The sequence below is a fragment of the Isoptericola sp. NPDC056578 genome (assembly GCF_042793275.1).
Taxonomy (GTDB): Bacteria; Actinomycetota; Actinomycetes; order Actinomycetales; family Cellulomonadaceae; genus Isoptericola.
Window position 1 is genome coordinate 41,599 of record NZ_JBHTVC010000010.1, and the last position, 16,289, is coordinate 57,887.

Annotated in this window: 17 protein-coding genes; 7 read left to right on the top strand and 10 right to left on the bottom strand. The window is 74.8% G+C overall.

Features of this window, described 5'->3' with window-relative positions; translation table 11 throughout:
• Window positions 1–16 precede the first annotated feature (16 nt).
• Window positions 17–922, bottom strand: a complete 906-nt coding sequence (locus ACFQ80_RS06265) for a neutral zinc metallopeptidase (protein ID WP_430563000.1) — start codon at window positions 920–922, stop codon at window positions 17–19.
• An 82-nt stretch (window positions 923–1,004) separates the two neighbouring features.
• Here ACFQ80_RS06265 and ACFQ80_RS06270 point away from each other — a divergent pair, with 82 nt between their 5' ends.
• Window positions 1,005–1,775, top strand: coding sequence for a Type 1 glutamine amidotransferase-like domain-containing protein (locus tag ACFQ80_RS06270; protein WP_430563001.1), 771 nt, complete (start codon window positions 1,005–1,007; stop codon window positions 1,773–1,775).
• Between the two features lie 18 nt (window positions 1,776–1,793).
• Here ACFQ80_RS06270 and ACFQ80_RS06275 read toward each other — a convergent pair whose 3' ends face one another.
• Window positions 1,794–3,275, bottom strand: a complete 1,482-nt coding sequence (locus ACFQ80_RS06275; RefSeq protein ID WP_430563002.1) for a DUF2809 domain-containing protein — start codon at window positions 3,273–3,275, stop codon at window positions 1,794–1,796.
• Window positions 3,276–3,399: 124 nt separating this feature from the next.
• On the opposite strand from ACFQ80_RS06275, the gene ACFQ80_RS06280 reads away from it, so the two are divergent.
• Window positions 3,400–4,998 (top strand): ABC-F family ATP-binding cassette domain-containing protein, encoded by a 1,599-nt coding sequence (locus ACFQ80_RS06280; RefSeq protein WP_430551754.1) that lies wholly within the window; start codon window positions 3,400–3,402, stop codon window positions 4,996–4,998.
• Here ACFQ80_RS06280 and ACFQ80_RS06285 read toward each other — a convergent pair.
• The 3 genes from ACFQ80_RS06285 to ACFQ80_RS06295 are packed head-to-tail and all read right to left on the bottom strand — an operon-like array spanning window position 4,971 to window position 6,701.
• On the bottom strand, window positions 4,971–5,972 hold the full coding sequence (locus tag ACFQ80_RS06285) for an SURF1 family protein (RefSeq protein WP_430563003.1): 1,002 nt from the start codon (window positions 5,970–5,972) through the stop codon (window positions 4,971–4,973). The genes ACFQ80_RS06280 and ACFQ80_RS06285 overlap by 28 nt on opposite strands.
• The gene (locus ACFQ80_RS06290) at window positions 5,969–6,205 is read right to left on the bottom strand and encodes a hypothetical protein (protein WP_430551756.1); all 237 of its coding nucleotides are present in this window, start codon (window positions 6,203–6,205) and stop codon (window positions 5,969–5,971) included. The genes ACFQ80_RS06285 and ACFQ80_RS06290 overlap by 4 nt, the downstream gene beginning before the upstream one ends.
• 13 nt (window positions 6,206–6,218) lie before the next feature.
• Window positions 6,219–6,701 carry a DUF3099 domain-containing protein gene (locus ACFQ80_RS06295; protein ID WP_430563004.1) on the bottom strand — a complete coding sequence of 161 codons (483 nt, stop codon included), beginning with the start codon at window positions 6,699–6,701 and terminating at the stop codon, window positions 6,219–6,221.
• 218 nt (window positions 6,702–6,919) lie between these two features.
• Between ACFQ80_RS06295 and fabG the strand changes: the two genes are divergently transcribed.
• From fabG to ACFQ80_RS06310, 3 genes are read left to right on the top strand one after another with little or no spacing between them, the layout of a single operon-like run.
• Window positions 6,920–7,711 (top strand): 3-oxoacyl-ACP reductase FabG, encoded by a 792-nt coding sequence (fabG, locus tag ACFQ80_RS06300; RefSeq protein ID WP_430563005.1) that lies wholly within the window; start codon window positions 6,920–6,922, stop codon window positions 7,709–7,711.
• A gap of 55 nt (window positions 7,712–7,766) precedes the next feature.
• Window positions 7,767–8,531: an enoyl-ACP reductase FabI gene (gene fabI / locus ACFQ80_RS06305; protein ID WP_429728911.1), complete on the top strand. Its 765-nt coding sequence runs from the start codon at window positions 7,767–7,769 to the stop codon at window positions 8,529–8,531.
• A 49-nt stretch (window positions 8,532–8,580) separates the two neighbouring features.
• A complete protein-coding gene (locus ACFQ80_RS06310) occupies window positions 8,581–9,129 on the top strand; it encodes a SixA phosphatase family protein (RefSeq protein WP_430551758.1) in 549 nt (182 codons plus the stop codon).
• 15 nt (window positions 9,130–9,144) lie between these two features.
• Here the strand turns inward: ACFQ80_RS06310 and ACFQ80_RS06315 are convergent, their stop codons facing one another.
• From ACFQ80_RS06315 to glgC, 4 genes are all read right to left on the bottom strand, one after another.
• Complete coding sequence (locus tag ACFQ80_RS06315; protein ID WP_430551759.1) at window positions 9,145–9,711, bottom strand: cysteine hydrolase family protein; 567 nt, start codon at window positions 9,709–9,711, stop codon at window positions 9,145–9,147.
• Window positions 9,708–11,132 (bottom strand): purine-cytosine permease family protein, encoded by a 1,425-nt coding sequence (locus ACFQ80_RS06320; protein ID WP_430551760.1) that lies wholly within the window; start codon window positions 11,130–11,132, stop codon window positions 9,708–9,710. Before ACFQ80_RS06320 ends, ACFQ80_RS06315 begins: the two co-directional genes overlap by 4 nt.
• A gap of 76 nt (window positions 11,133–11,208) precedes the next feature.
• On the bottom strand, window positions 11,209–11,946 hold the full coding sequence (serB, locus tag ACFQ80_RS06325) for a phosphoserine phosphatase SerB (protein WP_430563006.1): 738 nt from the start codon (window positions 11,944–11,946) through the stop codon (window positions 11,209–11,211).
• Window positions 11,939–13,183, bottom strand: a complete 1,245-nt coding sequence (gene glgC / locus ACFQ80_RS06330) for a glucose-1-phosphate adenylyltransferase (RefSeq protein WP_430551762.1) — start codon at window positions 13,181–13,183, stop codon at window positions 11,939–11,941. Before glgC ends, serB begins: the two co-directional genes overlap by 8 nt.
• A 65-nt stretch (window positions 13,184–13,248) precedes the next feature.
• On the opposite strand from glgC, the gene glgA reads away from it, so the two are divergent.
• On the top strand, window positions 13,249–14,553 hold the full coding sequence (glgA, locus tag ACFQ80_RS06335) for a glycogen synthase (RefSeq protein WP_430563007.1): 1,305 nt from the start codon (window positions 13,249–13,251) through the stop codon (window positions 14,551–14,553).
• A gap of 7 nt (window positions 14,554–14,560) precedes the next feature.
• Here the strand turns inward: glgA and ACFQ80_RS06340 are convergent, their stop codons facing one another.
• The gene (locus tag ACFQ80_RS06340; protein WP_430551764.1) at window positions 14,561–15,334 is read right to left on the bottom strand and encodes a hypothetical protein; all 774 of its coding nucleotides are present in this window, start codon (window positions 15,332–15,334) and stop codon (window positions 14,561–14,563) included.
• Between the two features lie 86 nt (window positions 15,335–15,420).
• Here ACFQ80_RS06340 and ACFQ80_RS06345 point away from each other — a divergent pair, with 86 nt between their 5' ends.
• Window positions 15,421–16,218 (top strand): ABC transporter ATP-binding protein, encoded by a 798-nt coding sequence (locus ACFQ80_RS06345; protein ID WP_430551765.1) that lies wholly within the window; start codon window positions 15,421–15,423, stop codon window positions 16,216–16,218.
• Window positions 16,219–16,289: the final 71 nt, after the last annotated feature.

The window sequence follows — 16,289 nt, forward strand, 5'->3', positions numbered from 1 at the left end:
GCCGAGGAGCGCCCCGTCAGAGGGTCCGGGCGGACAGGGTGTCGCAGTCGGTGAGGGTGCCGCCCTCGTAACCGACGGTGAACCACCGCACCCGCTGCTCGGAGGTGCCGTGGGTGAAGCCCTCCGGGCTGACCTGGCCGGTGGCCTGCTGCTGGATGCGGTCGTCGCCGACGGCCGCGGCGGCGTCGAGAGCCTGCCGCAGCTCGGCGGGGGAGATCGGGTCGAGGAACGTCACCCCCGTGTCGGGGTCGACCTCCGTCGCCGCGGAGCCCGCCCACATGCCCGCGAGGCAGTCGGCCATGAGCTCGATCCGCACGGAGTCGGACTCGGGCCCGCTGCCGCGGCGGTCGGCGGCGTCCATGGCGCCGGTGAGCTGCTCGACGTGGTGTCCCACCTCGTGCGCCACGACGTACTCCTCGGCGAGCGGCCCGCCCTCGGCGCCGAACTGGGAGCTCAGCTGGTCGAAGAACGAGACGTCGACGTACACGGTCTGGTCGGGCGGGCAGTAGAACGGCCCTGTCGCGCTGGTCGCGGAGCCGCACCCCGTCGTCGTCGACCCGGAGAAGCTCTCCACCGGGGGCAGCACGTACTCCACCCCGGCCTGCTGCGGCAGCACGCGGTCCCAGTAGGCGTCGAGCGACTGCACCGTGGCGGACAGCCGGCACTCGCGATCGGTGTTCGCCTGCTCGGCGGTGCAGTCCTCGACGTACTGCTCCTGTCCGTCCCCCGCGGGCGCCCCGGCGTCCTGGACGGCGCCGCCCAGCGCGCCGGTGAGCTGGCCCAGGTCGCCGCCGCCGAGGAACACGGCCAGCAGCGCGACGACGATGGCGCCGATGCCGCCGCCGACGACCGCGCCGCGCCGTCCGCCCGCGCCCTTGCGGACCCGGCCGCCCTCGAACTCGCCGCCCTCGTTGAAGGTCACGAGCACCACGCTAGGCCCCAGCCGGAGCGATCGCGCGGGAAATGGGGAGCGCCGACGGGTGCCCGCTCCGTAGGCTCCGGCCATGCCCGCGACGATGCCCACGACGATGCCCACGACGAGGCCCACGACGAGGCCCACGAGAACGACCGGTACGGTGCTCGCCCTCGGCGGGGGCGGGTTCTCGATGTCGGACGACGGCTCCTCGGCGATCGACGACCACCTGCTCGACCTCACCGGCAAGGACACGCCGAAGGTGTGCTTCGTGCCGACCGCGAGCGGGGACGACAACGGGTACGCGCACCGCTTCGAGGAGGCGTTCGCCGGGCGGGCCCGGACGTCCGTGCTCTCGCTCTTCTGCCACGAGCCGTGGGGCTACGCCGACCCGGAGCTGCTGCTCGAGCAGGACGTCGTCTACGTGGGCGGCGGCTCGACGGCGAACCTGCTGGTCGTCTGGCGGCGGCACGGCCTGCCCGACCTGCTCGCCCGCGCCGCGGCGCAGGGGACGGTACTCGCCGGCATCAGCGCCGGGATGAACTGCTGGTTCGAGTCCTCGTCGACCGACTCGTTCGGCCCCCTCGCGCCCCTGGACGACGGCCTGGGTTTCGTCCCGGGCAGCGCGTGCCCGCACTACCTGGGCGAGGAGGACCGCCGCGACGCCTACCTGGGCTGGGTGGCGTCCGGGGCGCTCCCGGGCGGCTACGCGGTGGACGAGTACGCGGCCCTGCGCTTCGTCGACGGCGTGCCCGTCGACGCGGTGAGCGAGCGCCCGGACCGCCCCGTCCTGCGCGTCGAGCGCGACGGCGACGGCGTCCGGGAGGTCCCGCTCGACGTGCGCCGGCTCCCCGGCACCTGACGGCGGGGCGGTGCCGGGTCAGTACTCCGTCGGCGTCTCGACCGACTGCCAGTGCCACGGCTCGGGCAGCCGGCCGTCGGGCTCGGCCCAGCCCGGGTGGGTCCAGCCGTGCTCCTCGGCGTGCTCCTTGAGCCAGGCGTAGCGCGCGCCGTCGAACCCCTCGGGGCCCATGGCGATGTCGACGGCGGTGCCCAGGCCGTGGTTCGAGCACCCGGGCGGCGCGGCCAGCGGGTTGGGGTCGTCGGGGTTGTACACCGCGACCTGCTGGTCGTAGCTGCGGTAGGCGGAGTTGACCGTGAGGTGCTGACCGAACTCGGCCCGGTAGGCGGCGTCGAGCGCCACCAGCCCGTCCAGGACGTCCGCGCGCACCGAGTGCTGCGGCGCCCACGGGATCGGCGCGAGCCGCTTCGCCGAGATCTTCCCGGCCTCCGGGAACCACACCTGGTCCGGCTCGGGGCACACGACGGCGTCCTGCGCGGTCAGCAGGTCCACGGTCGTGCCCGCCAGGTCGTCGCGGAGCGCGGACAGGTCCGCCGCGGCGGACTCGAGGTCGGCGAGCGACGCCGTGGCGAGCCGGTCGTCCTGGGTCTCGGAGGTCAGCTCGTCGGCGGTCCCGAGGGCGTCGCGCGACGTGGCGCGCAGCGTCTCGCCGGCGTCCTTCCCGTCCTCGGCGAGCTCGTCGGTCGCGGCCAGCACGCGACCCGCGCGGCGCGCCACCGGGGCGAGCGCGTCGCGGGACTCGACGGCCTGCGCGCGGGCGAACGCGAGCCGTGCGGCCTGCACGGCCGCCACGTCGTCGTCGAGCCGCGCGCCGAGCGCCGGGGCGTCGCCGGGCAGCCGGTCGAGGACCGGCGTCGCGTCGATCAGCGCGCGGGCGTCGACGATCGTCGCAGCGAGGTCCTCGCGGACGTCGGGGTCGGTCACCTTGTCGGCGGAGCCGTCGAGCGCGTCCTGCGCGACGACGAGCCGCGCGGACAGGTCCTGGGTCTCGGAGCGCAGCACCCAGGCGAGGGCCCCGCCCGCCGCGGCGAGCGCGACGACGAGCCCGACGGGCACCGCGCGCGACGCGCGCAGCCGCCGGGGCCCGCCCGCGGCGCGCACGTGCCGCAGCGAGAGGTCCACCCCGCGCGACCGGGGGCGGACCAGGGCGAGCAGCGCCGCGCCCACCACGGCCCCGGCGGCGTACCAGGCCAGGTCGGCAGGCGTGAACGCCGTGCCGAGCGCATACCGCGCGAGCGGGAAGCGCGCGACCACCTGGGCCGGGACGTCGGTCAGCCAGGCGGTCTCGATCCCGGCGCACACGACGAGCCCGACGACGCCGGCCACGACCGGGCGGGTGCGCGGAGCGACGAACGCCACGAGGAGCACCACGAGCGTCGCGTAGAGGGCGTCCCCGAGCGGCCCGCCGACCGCGGGAGGGAGCAGGGTGCGGCCGCCGAGGCCGGCGAGGACCACGACGACGGCGAGGCCGGCGGTCGCCGGGCGGGGGGCGCGTGTCACGCGGGGAACCTTATCGACAGCGGGGTGCGGCCGGACCCCCTGTGACCTAGGTCGTCGTCGGACGGGGCGCCGAGCACTAGACTCGACGCAGAACCCCGCCCGCTTTTCGAAGGACACCCCTGCCTTGATCACCGCCCACGGCGTCGAGCTGCGCTTCGGCGCCCGTACCCTCCTGCACGAGGCGACGTTCCGCATCGCCCCGGGCGACCGCATCGGGCTCGTCGGCCGCAACGGCGCGGGCAAGACGACGCTCACCAAGACGCTCGCGGGCGAGACGCTGCCCGCGGCAGGGCAGATCACGCGGGGTACCGACATCGGGTACCTGCCGCAGGACCCGCGCACGGGAGACCTCGACGTCATCGCGATGGACCGGGTGCTCAGCGCGCGCGGGCTGGACCGCATCGTCACGCAGATGCGCGAGACCGAGGGCCTGATGGCCTCGGCCGACGCCGACACGCAGGCCGCCGCCCTGGAGCGGTACCCGAAGCTCGAGGCGCGCTTCCTCGCCGCCGGCGGGTACGCCGCGGAGTCCGAGGCGCACCGCATCACCAGCAACCTGGGCCTCGACGACCGCGTGCTCGCCCAGCCCCTCCACACGCTGTCCGGCGGCCAGCGCCGTCGCATCGAGCTCGCGCGGATCCTCTTCTCCGGCGTCGACACGCTGCTGCTCGACGAGCCGACGAACCACCTGGACGCCGACTCGATCGTCTGGCTGCGCGACTACCTCAAGTCGTACAACGGCGGGTTCGTCGTGATCAGCCACGACGTCGACCTGCTGCGCGCCACCGTCAACAAGGTGTTCCACCTGGACGCGAACCGCGGCGAGCTCGACCAGTACAACCTGGGCTGGGACGCGTACCTGGAGCAGCGCGAGCAGGACGAGCGCCGCCGCCGGCGCGAGCGGGCGAACGCGGAGAAGAAGGCCGGCGTGCTGCTGGCCCAGGCCGACAAGATGCGTGCCAAGGCCACGAAGGCCACGGCCGCGCAGAACATGATGAAGCGCGCGGAGCGGATGCTCTCCGGGCTGGAGGGGGAGCGGCGCGCGGACAAGGTCGCGCACCTGCGCTTCCCGAAGCCCGCCCCCTGCGGTCGCACGCCGCTCACCGCCGAGGAGCTGTCGAAGAGCTACGGCTCGCAGGAGGTCTTCGCGGGCGTCGACCTCGCGATCGACCGCGGGTCCCGCGTGGTCATCCTCGGCCTCAACGGCGCGGGCAAGACGACGCTGCTGCGCATCCTCGGCGGCGTCGAGGAGCCCGACACGGGCCGCGTCGTGCCGGGGCACGGCCTGAAGATCGGCTACTACGCCCAGGAGCACGACACCCTGGACATGGACGCCACCGTCGTGGAGAACCTGCGGCACTCGGCCCCGGACCTCACCGACACCCAGGTGCGCTCCGTGCTCGGGTCGTTCCTCTTCAGCGGGGACGACGCGGAGAAGCCGGCGAACGTGCTGTCCGGCGGCGAGAAGACGCGCCTCGCGCTCGCCACGCTCGTCGTCTCCAGCGCGAACGTGCTGCTGCTCGACGAGCCGACGAACAACCTCGACCCGGCGTCGCGCGCCGAGATCCTCGGGGCGCTCGACACCTACGAGGGCGCCGTCGTGATGGTCACCCACGACGACGGCGCCGTCGACGCGCTCAACCCGGAGCGGGTGCTGCTGCTGCCGGACGGCGACGAGGACCTGTGGTCCGCGGACTACGCCGAGCTGGTGTCGCTGGCCTGAGGCCGCTCGGCGGCGTCCAGCAGCGCGTCCTCGTAGTCCTCGTCCACCCGCGGCCGCCGGGCGCGCTGCGGACGCACGGCGGCGCCCGGCCGGCCGGTCCCGTCCAGCGGGTCCGGGCCCTCGCCCGCCGCGAGGAGGTCGCCCGCCGTGACGTGCACCGGCCGGGTCTCGCGCCGCCACAGCACGACGTAGCCGCCCAGCGCGCCGAGCGCGAAGATGCACCACTGCACGGTGTAGCTGAGGTGGGAGCCGGGATCGGTGTCCGGCTCGGGGAGCGCGCCCGGCGTCGTCGCGGCCGCCGGGTCCTCGGAGCGCAGCTGCCCGTACCCGCCCACGGTGGACCCGTCGGCCCACGCGGCGCCGTCCGCGCCCGCGGCGAGCACCTGGTCGGTGTGGATGGCCTGCACCTGGCCGGCGGGGGTGCCGCGGTCCGAGGCGGGCTCGTCGGGCCGCATCGTCATCGTCACCTCGACCTCGCCGGCCGGCGGGTCGGGCACGGAGGACGGCGCGCTCGCGTCCTCGCCCAGCGGCACGAACCCCCGGTCGACGACGATGACGACGGGCTCCCCGTCCGCCCCGGTGGTCTCGAGCGGCACCAGCACGTGGAAGCCGGGCTGGCCGCCGACGGGCCGGTTGCGCAGCAGCACCGTGTCCTCGGGGCGGTAGGTGCCGGTGGCCACCGCGGGTCGCCACTCGTCGTCCGGGTCGAGGACGGCGCCGGGCTCGGGCAGCACGTCGGCGAGGGGGACGGGCGCCGCCGCGTAGTTGGACTGCACCAGGTCGATCTGCGCCTCGCGCCAGGTGTAGCGGTGCCACTGCCACACGGCGGCCAGCACGCACACGGCGGCCAGGAGCACGGCACCCAGGCCGAGGGTGATCCACTGCCGGCGGGTGCGGGGGGCCGCCGGCGCATCGGGGGAGCGGTGGTCGTCCGGCGCCAGGGGGCTGCCGGTCGAGGGGTGGTCGGTCGTCACGCGCGATCGAGCTCCGCGACGGGGACGGTCTGCTTCCAGAACGAGCGTGCGCCGAGGAACTGCTCGAGGTGCTCGCGGTGGTCGTCGCACGCGAGCCACACCTTGCGGCGCTCCGGGGTGTGCAGCCGCGGGTTGTTCCACAGCAGGCCCCACGCGGCCTCGGCGCGGCAGCCCTTGGCGGAGCACACCAGCTCGCCCGCCACCGGGTCGGCGTTCGTCCCGAGCAGGTCCATCAGCGAGTTCCTCCTAGTTCTCGTCCGTCGGGTCCACGTCCGTGGGGTTCTCGTCCGTCGGCTCGTCGTCCTGGTGCTCCACGACGCGGTGCGGGCCGTCGAAGGTCTCCGGCCCGGAGGTCTCCCGGCGGCGCGGGGCGGTGCCGTCCTGGGCGGACGTGGTGAGCTCGGCGGGCGCGACGTCGACCATCGGCGACGTGTCGTAGGTGACGCGGTCGCGGCCGGCGTTGGCGAAGAGCACCGCCGAGTAGGGCAGGACGACCGCGGCGGCCACCAGCACCAGCCGGATCCAGAGGACGTCCACGAGCACGGCGCCGACGAAGCACACGATCCGGATGCCCATCTGGATGAGGTAGCGCCGCGTGCGGCGCGCCTGGTCCTCCTCCAGCGGCTCGGGGGCGCTGGTGATCGAGGGGACCTCGGGCACCTGGTCCGCACCGTGGCGGCGGCCTCCGGAGGGGCGCGGACCGGGGGAGGTCGCGCGGGCGTTGCTCACCCGGCCAGTCTAAGGCGGCACGCGCAGGCCCAGGGACCCGACGGGACAGCACCTCGCCTTGTAGGGATCCGACAAAGCGCCGCGAGGACGTGTGACGCGCCGCGACCCTGCGGGGCCGCCCGGTCGGGGTAGCGTCACCAGGGCGTCGGCCGTGCCCGACCGCCCGCAGCACCGTCCCGACGACGTCGAGCATCCTGTCGACCGGCATGCCGAGCAGCATGACGCCGACACCGGTGCCGACGCACCGCCCCCGACCGCCGAGGAGAACCGTGACCGACGCCCCCGCCCCCCAGCCCGCCGCACCCACCGGCCGGGTCGTCGTCGTGACCGGCGCGGCGCGCGGCATCGGCCGCACCATCGCCGAGCGCTTCGTCGCCGCGGGCGACACGGTCGCCACGCTCTACCGCGGCGGTGACCTGCCGGCCGGGGTGCACGGCTACGTCGCCGACGTCACGGACAGCGCGGCCGTCGACGCCGCGTTCTCGAGCATCGAGTCCGACCTCGGCCCCGTCGTGGTGCTCGTCGCCAACGCCGGCGTGACCCGCGACCAACTCCTCATGCGCATGAGCGACGAGGAGTTCGAGACGGTGCTCGACGTCAACCTGACCGGCACGTTCCGCTGCGTGCGCCGCGCGTCCAAGGGCATGATCCGGGCGCGCAAGGGCCGCATCGTGCTCGTCGGCTCGGTCGTGGGCCTCTACGGCGGGCCAGGCCAGGTCAACTACTCGTCGTCCAAGGCGGCCCTCGTCGGCATGGCCCGGTCGATCACCCGGGAGCTCGGCGGCCGCGGCATCACCGCGAACGTCGTGGCGCCGGGCTTCGTCGAGACCGACATGACGGCGGCCCTGCCCGAGGCCACCCAGAAGCAGTACAAGGCGTCCATCCCCGCGGGCCGCTTCGCCTCGACCGACGAGGTCGCCGGCGTCGTCGAGTTCCTCGCGTCCGACGCCGCGGCGTACGTCTCCGGCGCCGTCGTCCCGGTCGACGGCGGCCTCGGCATGGGTCACTGACCGGCCCCGCCCCGCACCCTTCGCTTCCTCACCCCCGCACAACCGGAAGGTCATCATGGCTCTGCTCGACGGCAAGAAGCTCCTCGTCACCGGCGTCCTCACGGACAGCTCCATCGCGTTCCACGCCGCCCGCCTCGCCCAGGAGGAGGGCGCCGAGGTGGTGCTCACCTCGTTCGGCCGCCAGATGAAGCTCACGCAGGCGTTCGCGAAGCGGCTGCCGGTCACGGCGCCCGTGGTGGAGCTGGACGTCACCAGCGACGAGGACCTCGCGGCGCTCCCCGAGCGCGTCAAGGAGCACGTGGACGGCCTCGACGGCGTCGTGCACTCGATCGGCTTCGCGCCGCAGTCCGTCATGGGCGGCAACTTCCTGGGTGCCGAGTGGGGCGACGTCGCGACGGCCCTCCAGGTCTCCACGTTCTCGTACAAGTCGCTCATCGAGGCGGCCCGCCCGCTGATGTCCGGCGGCGCCTACGTCGGCCTCACGTTCGACGCGACGTTCGCCTGGCCGGTGTACGACTGGATGGGCGTCGCGAAGGCCGGTCTGGAGTCCGCCAACCGCTACCTGGCCCGTGACCTCGGGCCGCACGGCATCCGGTGTAACCTCGTCTCCGCCGGGCCCATCCGCACCACGGCCGCGAAGTCCATCCCGGGGTTCGCGACCATGGAGGACGCCTGGCCGCAGCGGGCCCCGCTGGGGTGGGACCAGACGACGGCGGAGCCGGCTGCGCGCGCCGTCGTGGCACTTCTCTCGGACTGGTTCCCCGCCACGACGGGGGAGATCGTCCACGTCGACGGCGGTGTGCACGCGATGGGTCAGTGACGGGTCGGGGCCCGGAGCGGCCCCCGGAACGACCTGTGAGACGGAGCCCATGAGAGCGGTAACGCAGGCCGAGGGCGAGGCGCCGACCTGGCGCCTCGTGCTGTTGCGCCATGCCAAGGCGGAGCCCGGCAAGGGCGTGATCCCCGACGACCGCCGCCCGCTGGCGCTGAACGGGCGCAAGCAGGCGAGCCGTGTCGGCATGGCGCTGACCGCCGCGGGACTGCGCCCGCAGGTCGCGCTGGTGTCCTCCGCGCTGCGCACCCGGCAGACCTGGGACCTGGCCTCCTCGCACCTCGACGGCGCCGCCGACGCCTCGCTCGAGGTGCGCGACGAGCTCTACGAGGCGAGCGTGCGCGACGTCCTCGGCCTCCTGCGGGAGGTCGAGGCGTCGGCGCGCACGGTGCTCGTCGTCGGGCACGAGCCGACGATGGCGGCGACGGCGGCCTACCTCGCGGGCGACGGCTCGGACGCCGCGGCCGTCGCGCAGGTGCGCGTGGGCGTCCCGACCGCCACCTACGCGGTGCTGGAGTCGGCCGAGCCGTGGGCCGAGTGGGGCCGCGACGGCGCCCGCCTGGTGCACGTCGGCCGCCCGTCCTGAGCGTCCGCCGGGGCGTCAGACCGCGCCCAGCACCTCGTCGACGGTCGTGACCTCCACGAGCGGCGCGTAGAGCCGCATCGCGTCGAGCGCCCGCTCGTGATCGGCGGCGCTCGCCCCGGCGCAGGCGTCGGCCACCACGCGCACCCGCCGACCGGCGTCGGCCGCGGGCAGCACCGTCGACAGCACGCAGCAGTCGGTGGAGACGCCGGCCACCACCAGCTCGGAGGCGTGCCCCGCTGCCGCGTCGAGCTCGGGCCCCCACTTGCCGAACGTCGTCGCCGTGACGACGGGCGCCCCCGCGGGGTCCAGGCCGTCCGCGAATCCGTACAGGGCGTCGTCGGGCGGCACGAGGGCGAACGGCCACTGCGCGAAGTACTCCCGCCAGGCCCCCTGCGGTGCGCGGGGCGCCACGTAGCGCGTCCACACGGTGCGCCCGGCGAACGCGGGCAGCAGGCGACGCAGGGCGTCGGCGGCGGCGTCGAAGCCGGGGGAGGCCCACGGGCTGCCCGGTCGGCCGAAGACCACCTGCATGTCGACGACGACGAGGGCGGCGCCGCCGTCGCCGGGGGTCGGGGCGCTCATGCCGCCTCCTGCCGGCGCACGGCCCGCGCCGAGAGCACGAACGTGCCGAGCAGCCCGAGCGCGAGGGCGACCAGCACGCCGAGGTTGGCGCCCGCCCACTCCCCGTCCCGCCCGCCGAGGCCCAGCGGCCCCAGCAGGTAGCCCTGCCACGACAACCAGCCCGCGTAGGTGTTGGTGACGAGCCCCCAGCCGATCGCGGTGCCCGCCACGACGAGCAGCACGGCGGACCAGCGCACGCTGCCGTACCGCCCGCGGCGGTCGCCCAGCTCGTCGTCCGCGTAGTCCCGCCGCCGCAGCGCGATGTCGGCGAGCAGGACGCCGCACCAGGCGGCGATCGGCACGCCGAGCGTGATGAGGAAGCCCTGGAACGGGCCGAAGAAGTCGTCGGCGACGAAGACGACGTAGATCGCGCCGAGCACCATGAGGACGCCGTCGATCGCGGCGGCCACCCAGCGCGGCGCCGGCAGCCCCAGCGACAGCAGCGCGAGGCCGGAGGAGTAGATGTCGAGGGCCGCGCCGCCGATCAGCCCGGCCAGCGCCACGACCATGAAGGGGATCAGGAACCACTCCGGCAGCAGCACGGCCAGCGCGCCGATCGGGTCGGTGCCGATCGCGTCGGCGAGGGCGGGGTCCGACCCGGCCAGCAGGAGCCCGGCGACCAGGAGCAGGACGGGTGGCAGGGACGCGCCGAACGTCGTCCAGCCGACGACGCCCCGCCCGGACGCGGTGCGCGGCAGGTAGCGCGAGTAGTCGGCGGCCATGTTCACCCAGCCGAGGCCGAACCCGGTCATCATGAAGACGAGCCCGCCGATCACCTGGGGCGCCTTCCCCGGCGGGATCGCGGCGACCGTCGCCCAGTCGACGTGGCCCGCGACGAGCACCACGTACACCACGGTGAGCACCGCCGTCAGCACGGTGATCACCTGCTGCAGCCGCATGACGAGCTGGAACCCGAAGATCCCGGCGGCCACCACGACCAGCGCCACGACGGCGAGCGTCACGACCTGCGTCACGGTGCCGCCGCCCCACCCGAGGGTGCCGAGCACGGTGGCGGTGGCGAGCGTCGCGAGGGCGACGAGCACCGTCTCCCAGCCCACGGTGAGGATCCAGGACAGCAGCGACGGCAGCCGGTTGCCGTCCACGCCGAACGCCGCCCGGCTCAGCACCATCGTGGGCGCCGAGCCGCGCCGTCCTGCGAGCGAGATGAACCCGCAGGCCAGGAACGACGCCACGATGCCGACCGCACCCACGACCACGGCCTGCCAGAAGGACACGCCGAAGGCCAGCAGGTACGCGCCGTAGCCGAGGCCCAGCACGGACACGTTGGCCGCGAACCACGGCCAGAACAGGTCCCGGGGTCTCCCGTGCCGTTCGGACTCGTCGATGGTGTTGAGCGCGTTGGTCTCGACCGTCGTCGCCATGGCACCGATCCTGGCCCCTGCCAGGCGGTTCGCGCTACGGCTGCCGGCTAGGGGCTGCCGGCTCAGGGCTGCCGGTTCAGGGCTGCGCGGTGCCGGGCCCGCGGCCCGCGGCGGCGTCCACCGCGTCGATGACGCCGAGCACGTCGTCGAGCCGGGGTCCGTCCACGCTGAATGGCGCCTGCGCGCGCACCAGCGGCTTCGCGGCGAAGGCGATGCCGATGCCCGCGGCGTCGATCATGTCGAGGTCGTTGGCGCCGTCCCCGACGGCGACGGTGTCGACCATCTCGAGCCCGCACTCGGCGGCCCAGCGGCGCAGCGTGGAGGCCTTGTCGGCACGGTCGACGACCGGCCCGACGGTGCGGCCGGTGAGCACGCCGTCGGCCACCTCGAGGCGGTTGGCGCGCCAGCGGCCGATGCCGAGCGCGTCGGCGATCGGGCCGAGGATCTCGGCGAAGCCGCCCGAGACGAGGCCGAACTCCCAGCCGCGCCGGTGCACCTCGCTCACGAGGTCGGCGGCGCCGGGGGTCAGGACGACGGCCTCGCGCACCGCGGTGAGCGCCTCGACGGGGACGCCGCGCAGCGTGGCGACCCGCTCGCGCAGCGAGCCGGCGAAGTCGAGCTCGCCACGCATCGCGCGCTCGGTCACCTCGGCGACCTGGGCGCGGGTGCCGGCGTGGTCGGCGAGCAGCTCGATCACCTCGGCGGTGATGAACGTGGAGTCGACGTCGGTGACGACGAGCCGACGGCGGAGGGCCCCGGCGCCGCCGTTCTCGGTGCTGCGAGGTGCGGGGGCGGTACGAGCGGGATCAAGCAACGACGGTGCCCTTCGGGACGACGGTGATCCCCGACTCCGAGACGGTGAACCCCCGGGCCCGGTCCTCGTCGTGGTCGACGCCGACCCGGGCCCGTTCGCTCACCACCACGTTCTTGTCGAGGATGGCGCGGTGGACCTGGGCGTGCCGCTCCACCTGGACGTTGTCCATCACGACGGCGTCCGTGACGGTGGCCCAGGAGTGCAGGTGCGCGCCCGGGGACAGGATGGACCCTGCGACGGTCGCGCCGGAGATGAGGACACCAGGCGAGACGATCGAGTCGGCGGCGTGGCCCAGGCGCCCTGGCCCGGCGTGCACGAACTTCGCCGGCGGCAGGCCCGTGTAGCCGGTGAGCAGGGGCCAGTCCTGGTTGTACAGGTTGAAGACCGGCTGCACGGCGATGAGGTCGGTGTTGGCCTCGAAGTAGGCGTCGATGGTGCCGACGTCGCGCCAGTAGTCGCGGTCGCGGTCGGTGGAGCCGGGGATCTCGTTGCGGATGAAGTCGTACACGCCGGCGGTGCCCTCGGCGACGAACGCGGGAATGATGTCGCCGCCCATGTCGTGCCGGGAGTCCGGGTCGGCCGAGTCCTTCGTGACGGCCTCGACGAGCGCGTCCGCGTCGAACACGTAGTTGCCCATCGAGGCGAGCACCTCGGTGGGGGAGTCGGGCAGCCCCACCGGGCTCTCGGGCTTCTCGAGGAACTCGCTGATCCGGGTCGGGTCCTCGCGGTCCACCTCGATGACGCCGAACTGGTCGGCCATCGCGATCGGCTGCCGGATCGCCGCGACCGTGGCGCGGGCGCCCGACGAGACGTGCGCCTCGACCATCTGGGAGAAGTCCATCCGGTACACGTGGTCGGCGCCCACGACCACGACGATGTCGGGCCGCTCGTCGTCGATGATGTTGAGGCACTGGTAGATGGCGTCCGCCGAGCCGAGGTACCAGTGCTTGCCGACCCGCTGCTGCGCGGGCACGGACGACACGTAGTTGCCGAGCAGCGACGACATCCGCCACGTCTTGGAGATGTGCCGGTCCAACGAGTGCGACTTGTACTGGGTCAGCACGATGACGTGCAGGTAGTGCGAGTTGATGATGTTGGACAGCGCGAAGTCGACGAGCCGGTAGATGCCCCCGAAGGGGACCGCCGGCTTGGCACGGTGCGCGGTGAGCGGCATGAGGCGCTTGCCCTCGCCCCCGGCGAGGACGATCGCGAGCACGCGGGGCTGGGTCGACGCCATGCCCCGACCCTAGGGCGTCGTGGGCCGCCGCGCCCGCGACCCGCCGACCCCGCTAGGTTGGCCGCGTGAGCACGTCGACGAGCAGCCCGTCCAGCAGCCCAGCGAGCCGCCCGTTCCGGGTCGACCTGCTGACCCGCGAGTACCCGCCGCACGTCTACGGCGGCGCCGGGGTGCACGTCGCCGAGCTGTCGGCGGTGCTGCGCCGCCACGTCGACGTGCGGGTGCGCTGCTTCGACGGGCCGCGCACCGGCGACGACGCCGGGGCGGACGTCACCGGGTACGGCGTGCCGGCCGAGCTCGCCTCCGCGAACCCGGCACTCGGCACGTTCGGCGTGGACCTGGCGATGGCGCAGGACGTCGGAGGGGCCGACGTCCTGCACTCGCACACCTGGTACGCGAACCTCGCCGGGCACGTCGGCGGCCTGCTGCACGGCGTGCCGCACGTCGTGACGGCGCACTCGCTCGAGCCGCTGCGGCCCTGGAAGGCGGAACAGCTCGGCGGCGGGTACGCCCTGTCCTCGTGGGCGGAGCGCACGGCCTACCTGGGCGCCGCGGGCGTGGTCGCCGTGTCCGCCGGGATGCGCTCCGACATCCTGCGGGTCTACCCGGAGCTGGACCCGGACCGGGTGCACGTCGTGCACAACGGGATCGACCTCGCCGGCTGGCGGCGTCCGCCGGCGGGCGACCCCGCGGCGGAGCGCGTCGTCCGCGACCTCGGCATCGACCCCGAGCGCCCGGCCGTGGTGTTCGTCGGGCGGATCACGCGCCAGAAGGGCCTGCCGTACCTGCTGCGCGCCGCGGCACGGCTGCCGCGCGAGGTGCAGGTCGTGCTGTGCGCGGGCGCCCCCGACACCGAGGAGCTCATGGCCGAGGTGCGCGGGCTCGTGGCCGAGCTGCGCCGGGCGCGGGGCGGCACGGGCGTCGCCGGGCCCGGCGGCACCGGCGCGGAGGCCGGGGTGGTCTGGATCGAGCAGATGCTGCCGCGCCCGGACCTCGTCGCCGTGCTCGCGGCGAGCACCGTCTTCGTCTGCCCCTCGGTGTACGAGCCGCTCGGGATCGTCAACCTCGAGGCGATGGCGGTGGGCCTGCCCGTCGTCGGCACCGCGACCGGCGGCATCCCCGAGGTGGTCGACGACGGCGTCACGGGCGCGCTGGTGCCGATCGAGCAGGCCGACGACGGCACAGGCACGCCGCTGGACCCGGAGCGGTTCGTGGGGGACCTGGCGGCCGCCCTCGAGCGGGTGCTCGCCGACCCGGCGCGGGCCGCGGGGCTGGGGGAGGCCGGCCGGCGCCGGGCCGAGGAGCTGTTCTCCTGGGAGGCGGTGGCCGAGCGCACCCTCGACGTCTACCGGTCGGTCCTCGCGGGCTGACGGGACCTCAGCGGACCGAGGCGTACGTCGCGGCGCTGAGCGCGTGCCGCGCGGTGCGCTCCACCTCGCGCAGGGCGGTGGACCGCTGGTCCGACTGCCAGAGGTTCACGGCGCCGCCGTCGTCGACGGTCGCGAGGTCGACGATCGCGAGCAGCCGGGTCGCGAGCTGCAGCACGCGGGCCCGCCGGCCGTCCAGCGCGGGCACGGGCCAGGCGTCGGTGCTGCCGCCGCGCAGCCGCTCGATGGCGTCCGCGGCGTCGTCGCGCCACCGGGCGACGTCGAGGGAGTCGAGCGCGTCCGTCGCGGTGACGAGGCTGGTGCGCAGCTCCCGTTCGGCGTCGGCGAGCGAGCCGAGGGTCCCGGCGACGTGGGTCGACCAGGCGGGCACGGGCCGCACCTGCCACGCCACGAGGTGCCCGGGCTCGAGCGCGCTGCCGAACGCCGTGACCGCGGGGACCGCGGCCCACGACCCGGCCGGCGTGGTGATCATCACGCACTCCCCGGCGTCCGTGGCCTCGGCGCTCACCGCGGCGGGTGCGCCGCCCAGGTCGCCGGGCGCGGGCAGCAGGGCGCAGACCTCGCGGGGCCCGGCGAGCCACGCGGTGACGAGGTCGCGCAGGTCGGCGTCGTCCTCGTCGGCGCGGCCGGGCAGCCCGACGACGCCGTGCGGCTCGTCGTCGCCCTGCACGTTGCGCACCACCACGCCGGGCGCGGCGCCGGCGGTGGCGAGCCAGAGCGCGAGCACGACGCTGCGGGGCAGCGCGGTCGGGTCGGTCTCCACGGGCCTCAGGGTAGACGTCCCGGCACCGTCGTCGCAGGCCGGGACGCGGGCCGTCCCGCCGCACGGCTCGGGTAGGGTCGGGCCTCATGAGCGCGGTTCTCGACCTGCAGGGCGTCACCGTACGACGCGGTACCACCACCATCCTCGACGCCGTGGACTGGCAGGTGAACGAGGGCGAGCGCTGGGTCGTCCTCGGCCCCAACGGCGCCGGCAAGACGACCATGCTGCAGATCCTCGCCGCGCGCTCGCACCCCACGGCCGGCACCGCCGAGCTCCTGGGCGAGCGGCTGGGCCGCGTCGACGTCTTCGAGCTGCGCCCGCGGATCGGCTTCGCCTCCGCGGCCCTCGCCGACCGGATCCCGGGCAGCGAGACCGTGCGCGACGTCGTGCTCACGGCGGCGTACGGCGTGACCGGCCGCTGGCAGGAGACGTACGAGGAGTTCGACGAGCAGCGCGCCAAGGACCTGCTGGCGGCGTTCGACGTCGCCGACCTGGCGGACCGCTTCTACGGCACGCTGTCGGAGGGCGAGCGCAAGCGCGTGCAGATCGCCCGCGCCCTCATGACCGACCCGGAGATCCTGCTGCTCGACGAGCCCGCGGCGGGCCTGGACCTCGCCGGCCGCGAGGAGCTCGTCGGGGCGCTCGCCGAGCTCGCGGCCGACCCGGCGTCGCCGGTCCTGGTGCTCGTGACGCACCACGTCGAGGAGATCCCGCCGGGGTTCACGCACCTCATGCTCATGAAGCGCGGCGGCATCCAGGCCGCGGGGCCGATCCACGAGGTGCTCACCGCGGACAACCTCTCGCAGGCGTTCGGCACCCCGCTGATGGTCGCCCACGGCGGAGGCCGCTGGCTGGCCCGCGCGGCGCGACCCGCCGGTCGCTGAAACGGCTTCCCGCGTCGGCTCAGGCTTGGTAAAGTCTGTGCAAAACATGGTGGCGGGGGCGTCGCTCTTCT

What these genes read in the sequence shown, in the direction of transcription:
- ACFQ80_RS06270 (WP_430563001.1), top strand. Translation starts at nt 1,005, where the DNA reads ATGCCCGCGACGATGCCCACGACGATGCCCACGACGAGGCCCACGACG.
- ACFQ80_RS06290 (WP_430551756.1), bottom strand. Translation starts at nt 6,205, where the DNA reads ATGGACCTGCTCGGGACGAACGCCGACCCGGTGGCGGGCGAGCTGGTG.
- fabG (WP_430563005.1), top strand. Translation starts at nt 6,920, where the DNA reads ATGACGCCGACACCGGTGCCGACGCACCGCCCCCGACCGCCGAGGAGA.
- fabI (WP_429728911.1), top strand. Translation starts at nt 7,767, where the DNA reads ATGGCTCTGCTCGACGGCAAGAAGCTCCTCGTCACCGGCGTCCTCACG.
- ACFQ80_RS06310 (WP_430551758.1), top strand. Translation starts at nt 8,581, where the DNA reads ATGAGAGCGGTAACGCAGGCCGAGGGCGAGGCGCCGACCTGGCGCCTC.
- ACFQ80_RS06315 (WP_430551759.1), bottom strand. Translation starts at nt 9,711, where the DNA reads ATGAGCGCCCCGACCCCCGGCGACGGCGGCGCCGCCCTCGTCGTCGTC.
- ACFQ80_RS06320 (WP_430551760.1), bottom strand. Translation starts at nt 11,132, where the DNA reads ATGGCGACGACGGTCGAGACCAACGCGCTCAACACCATCGACGAGTCC.
- glgC (WP_430551762.1), bottom strand. Translation starts at nt 13,183, where the DNA reads ATGGCGTCGACCCAGCCCCGCGTGCTCGCGATCGTCCTCGCCGGGGGC.
- ACFQ80_RS06345 (WP_430551765.1), top strand. Translation starts at nt 15,421, where the DNA reads ATGAGCGCGGTTCTCGACCTGCAGGGCGTCACCGTACGACGCGGTACC.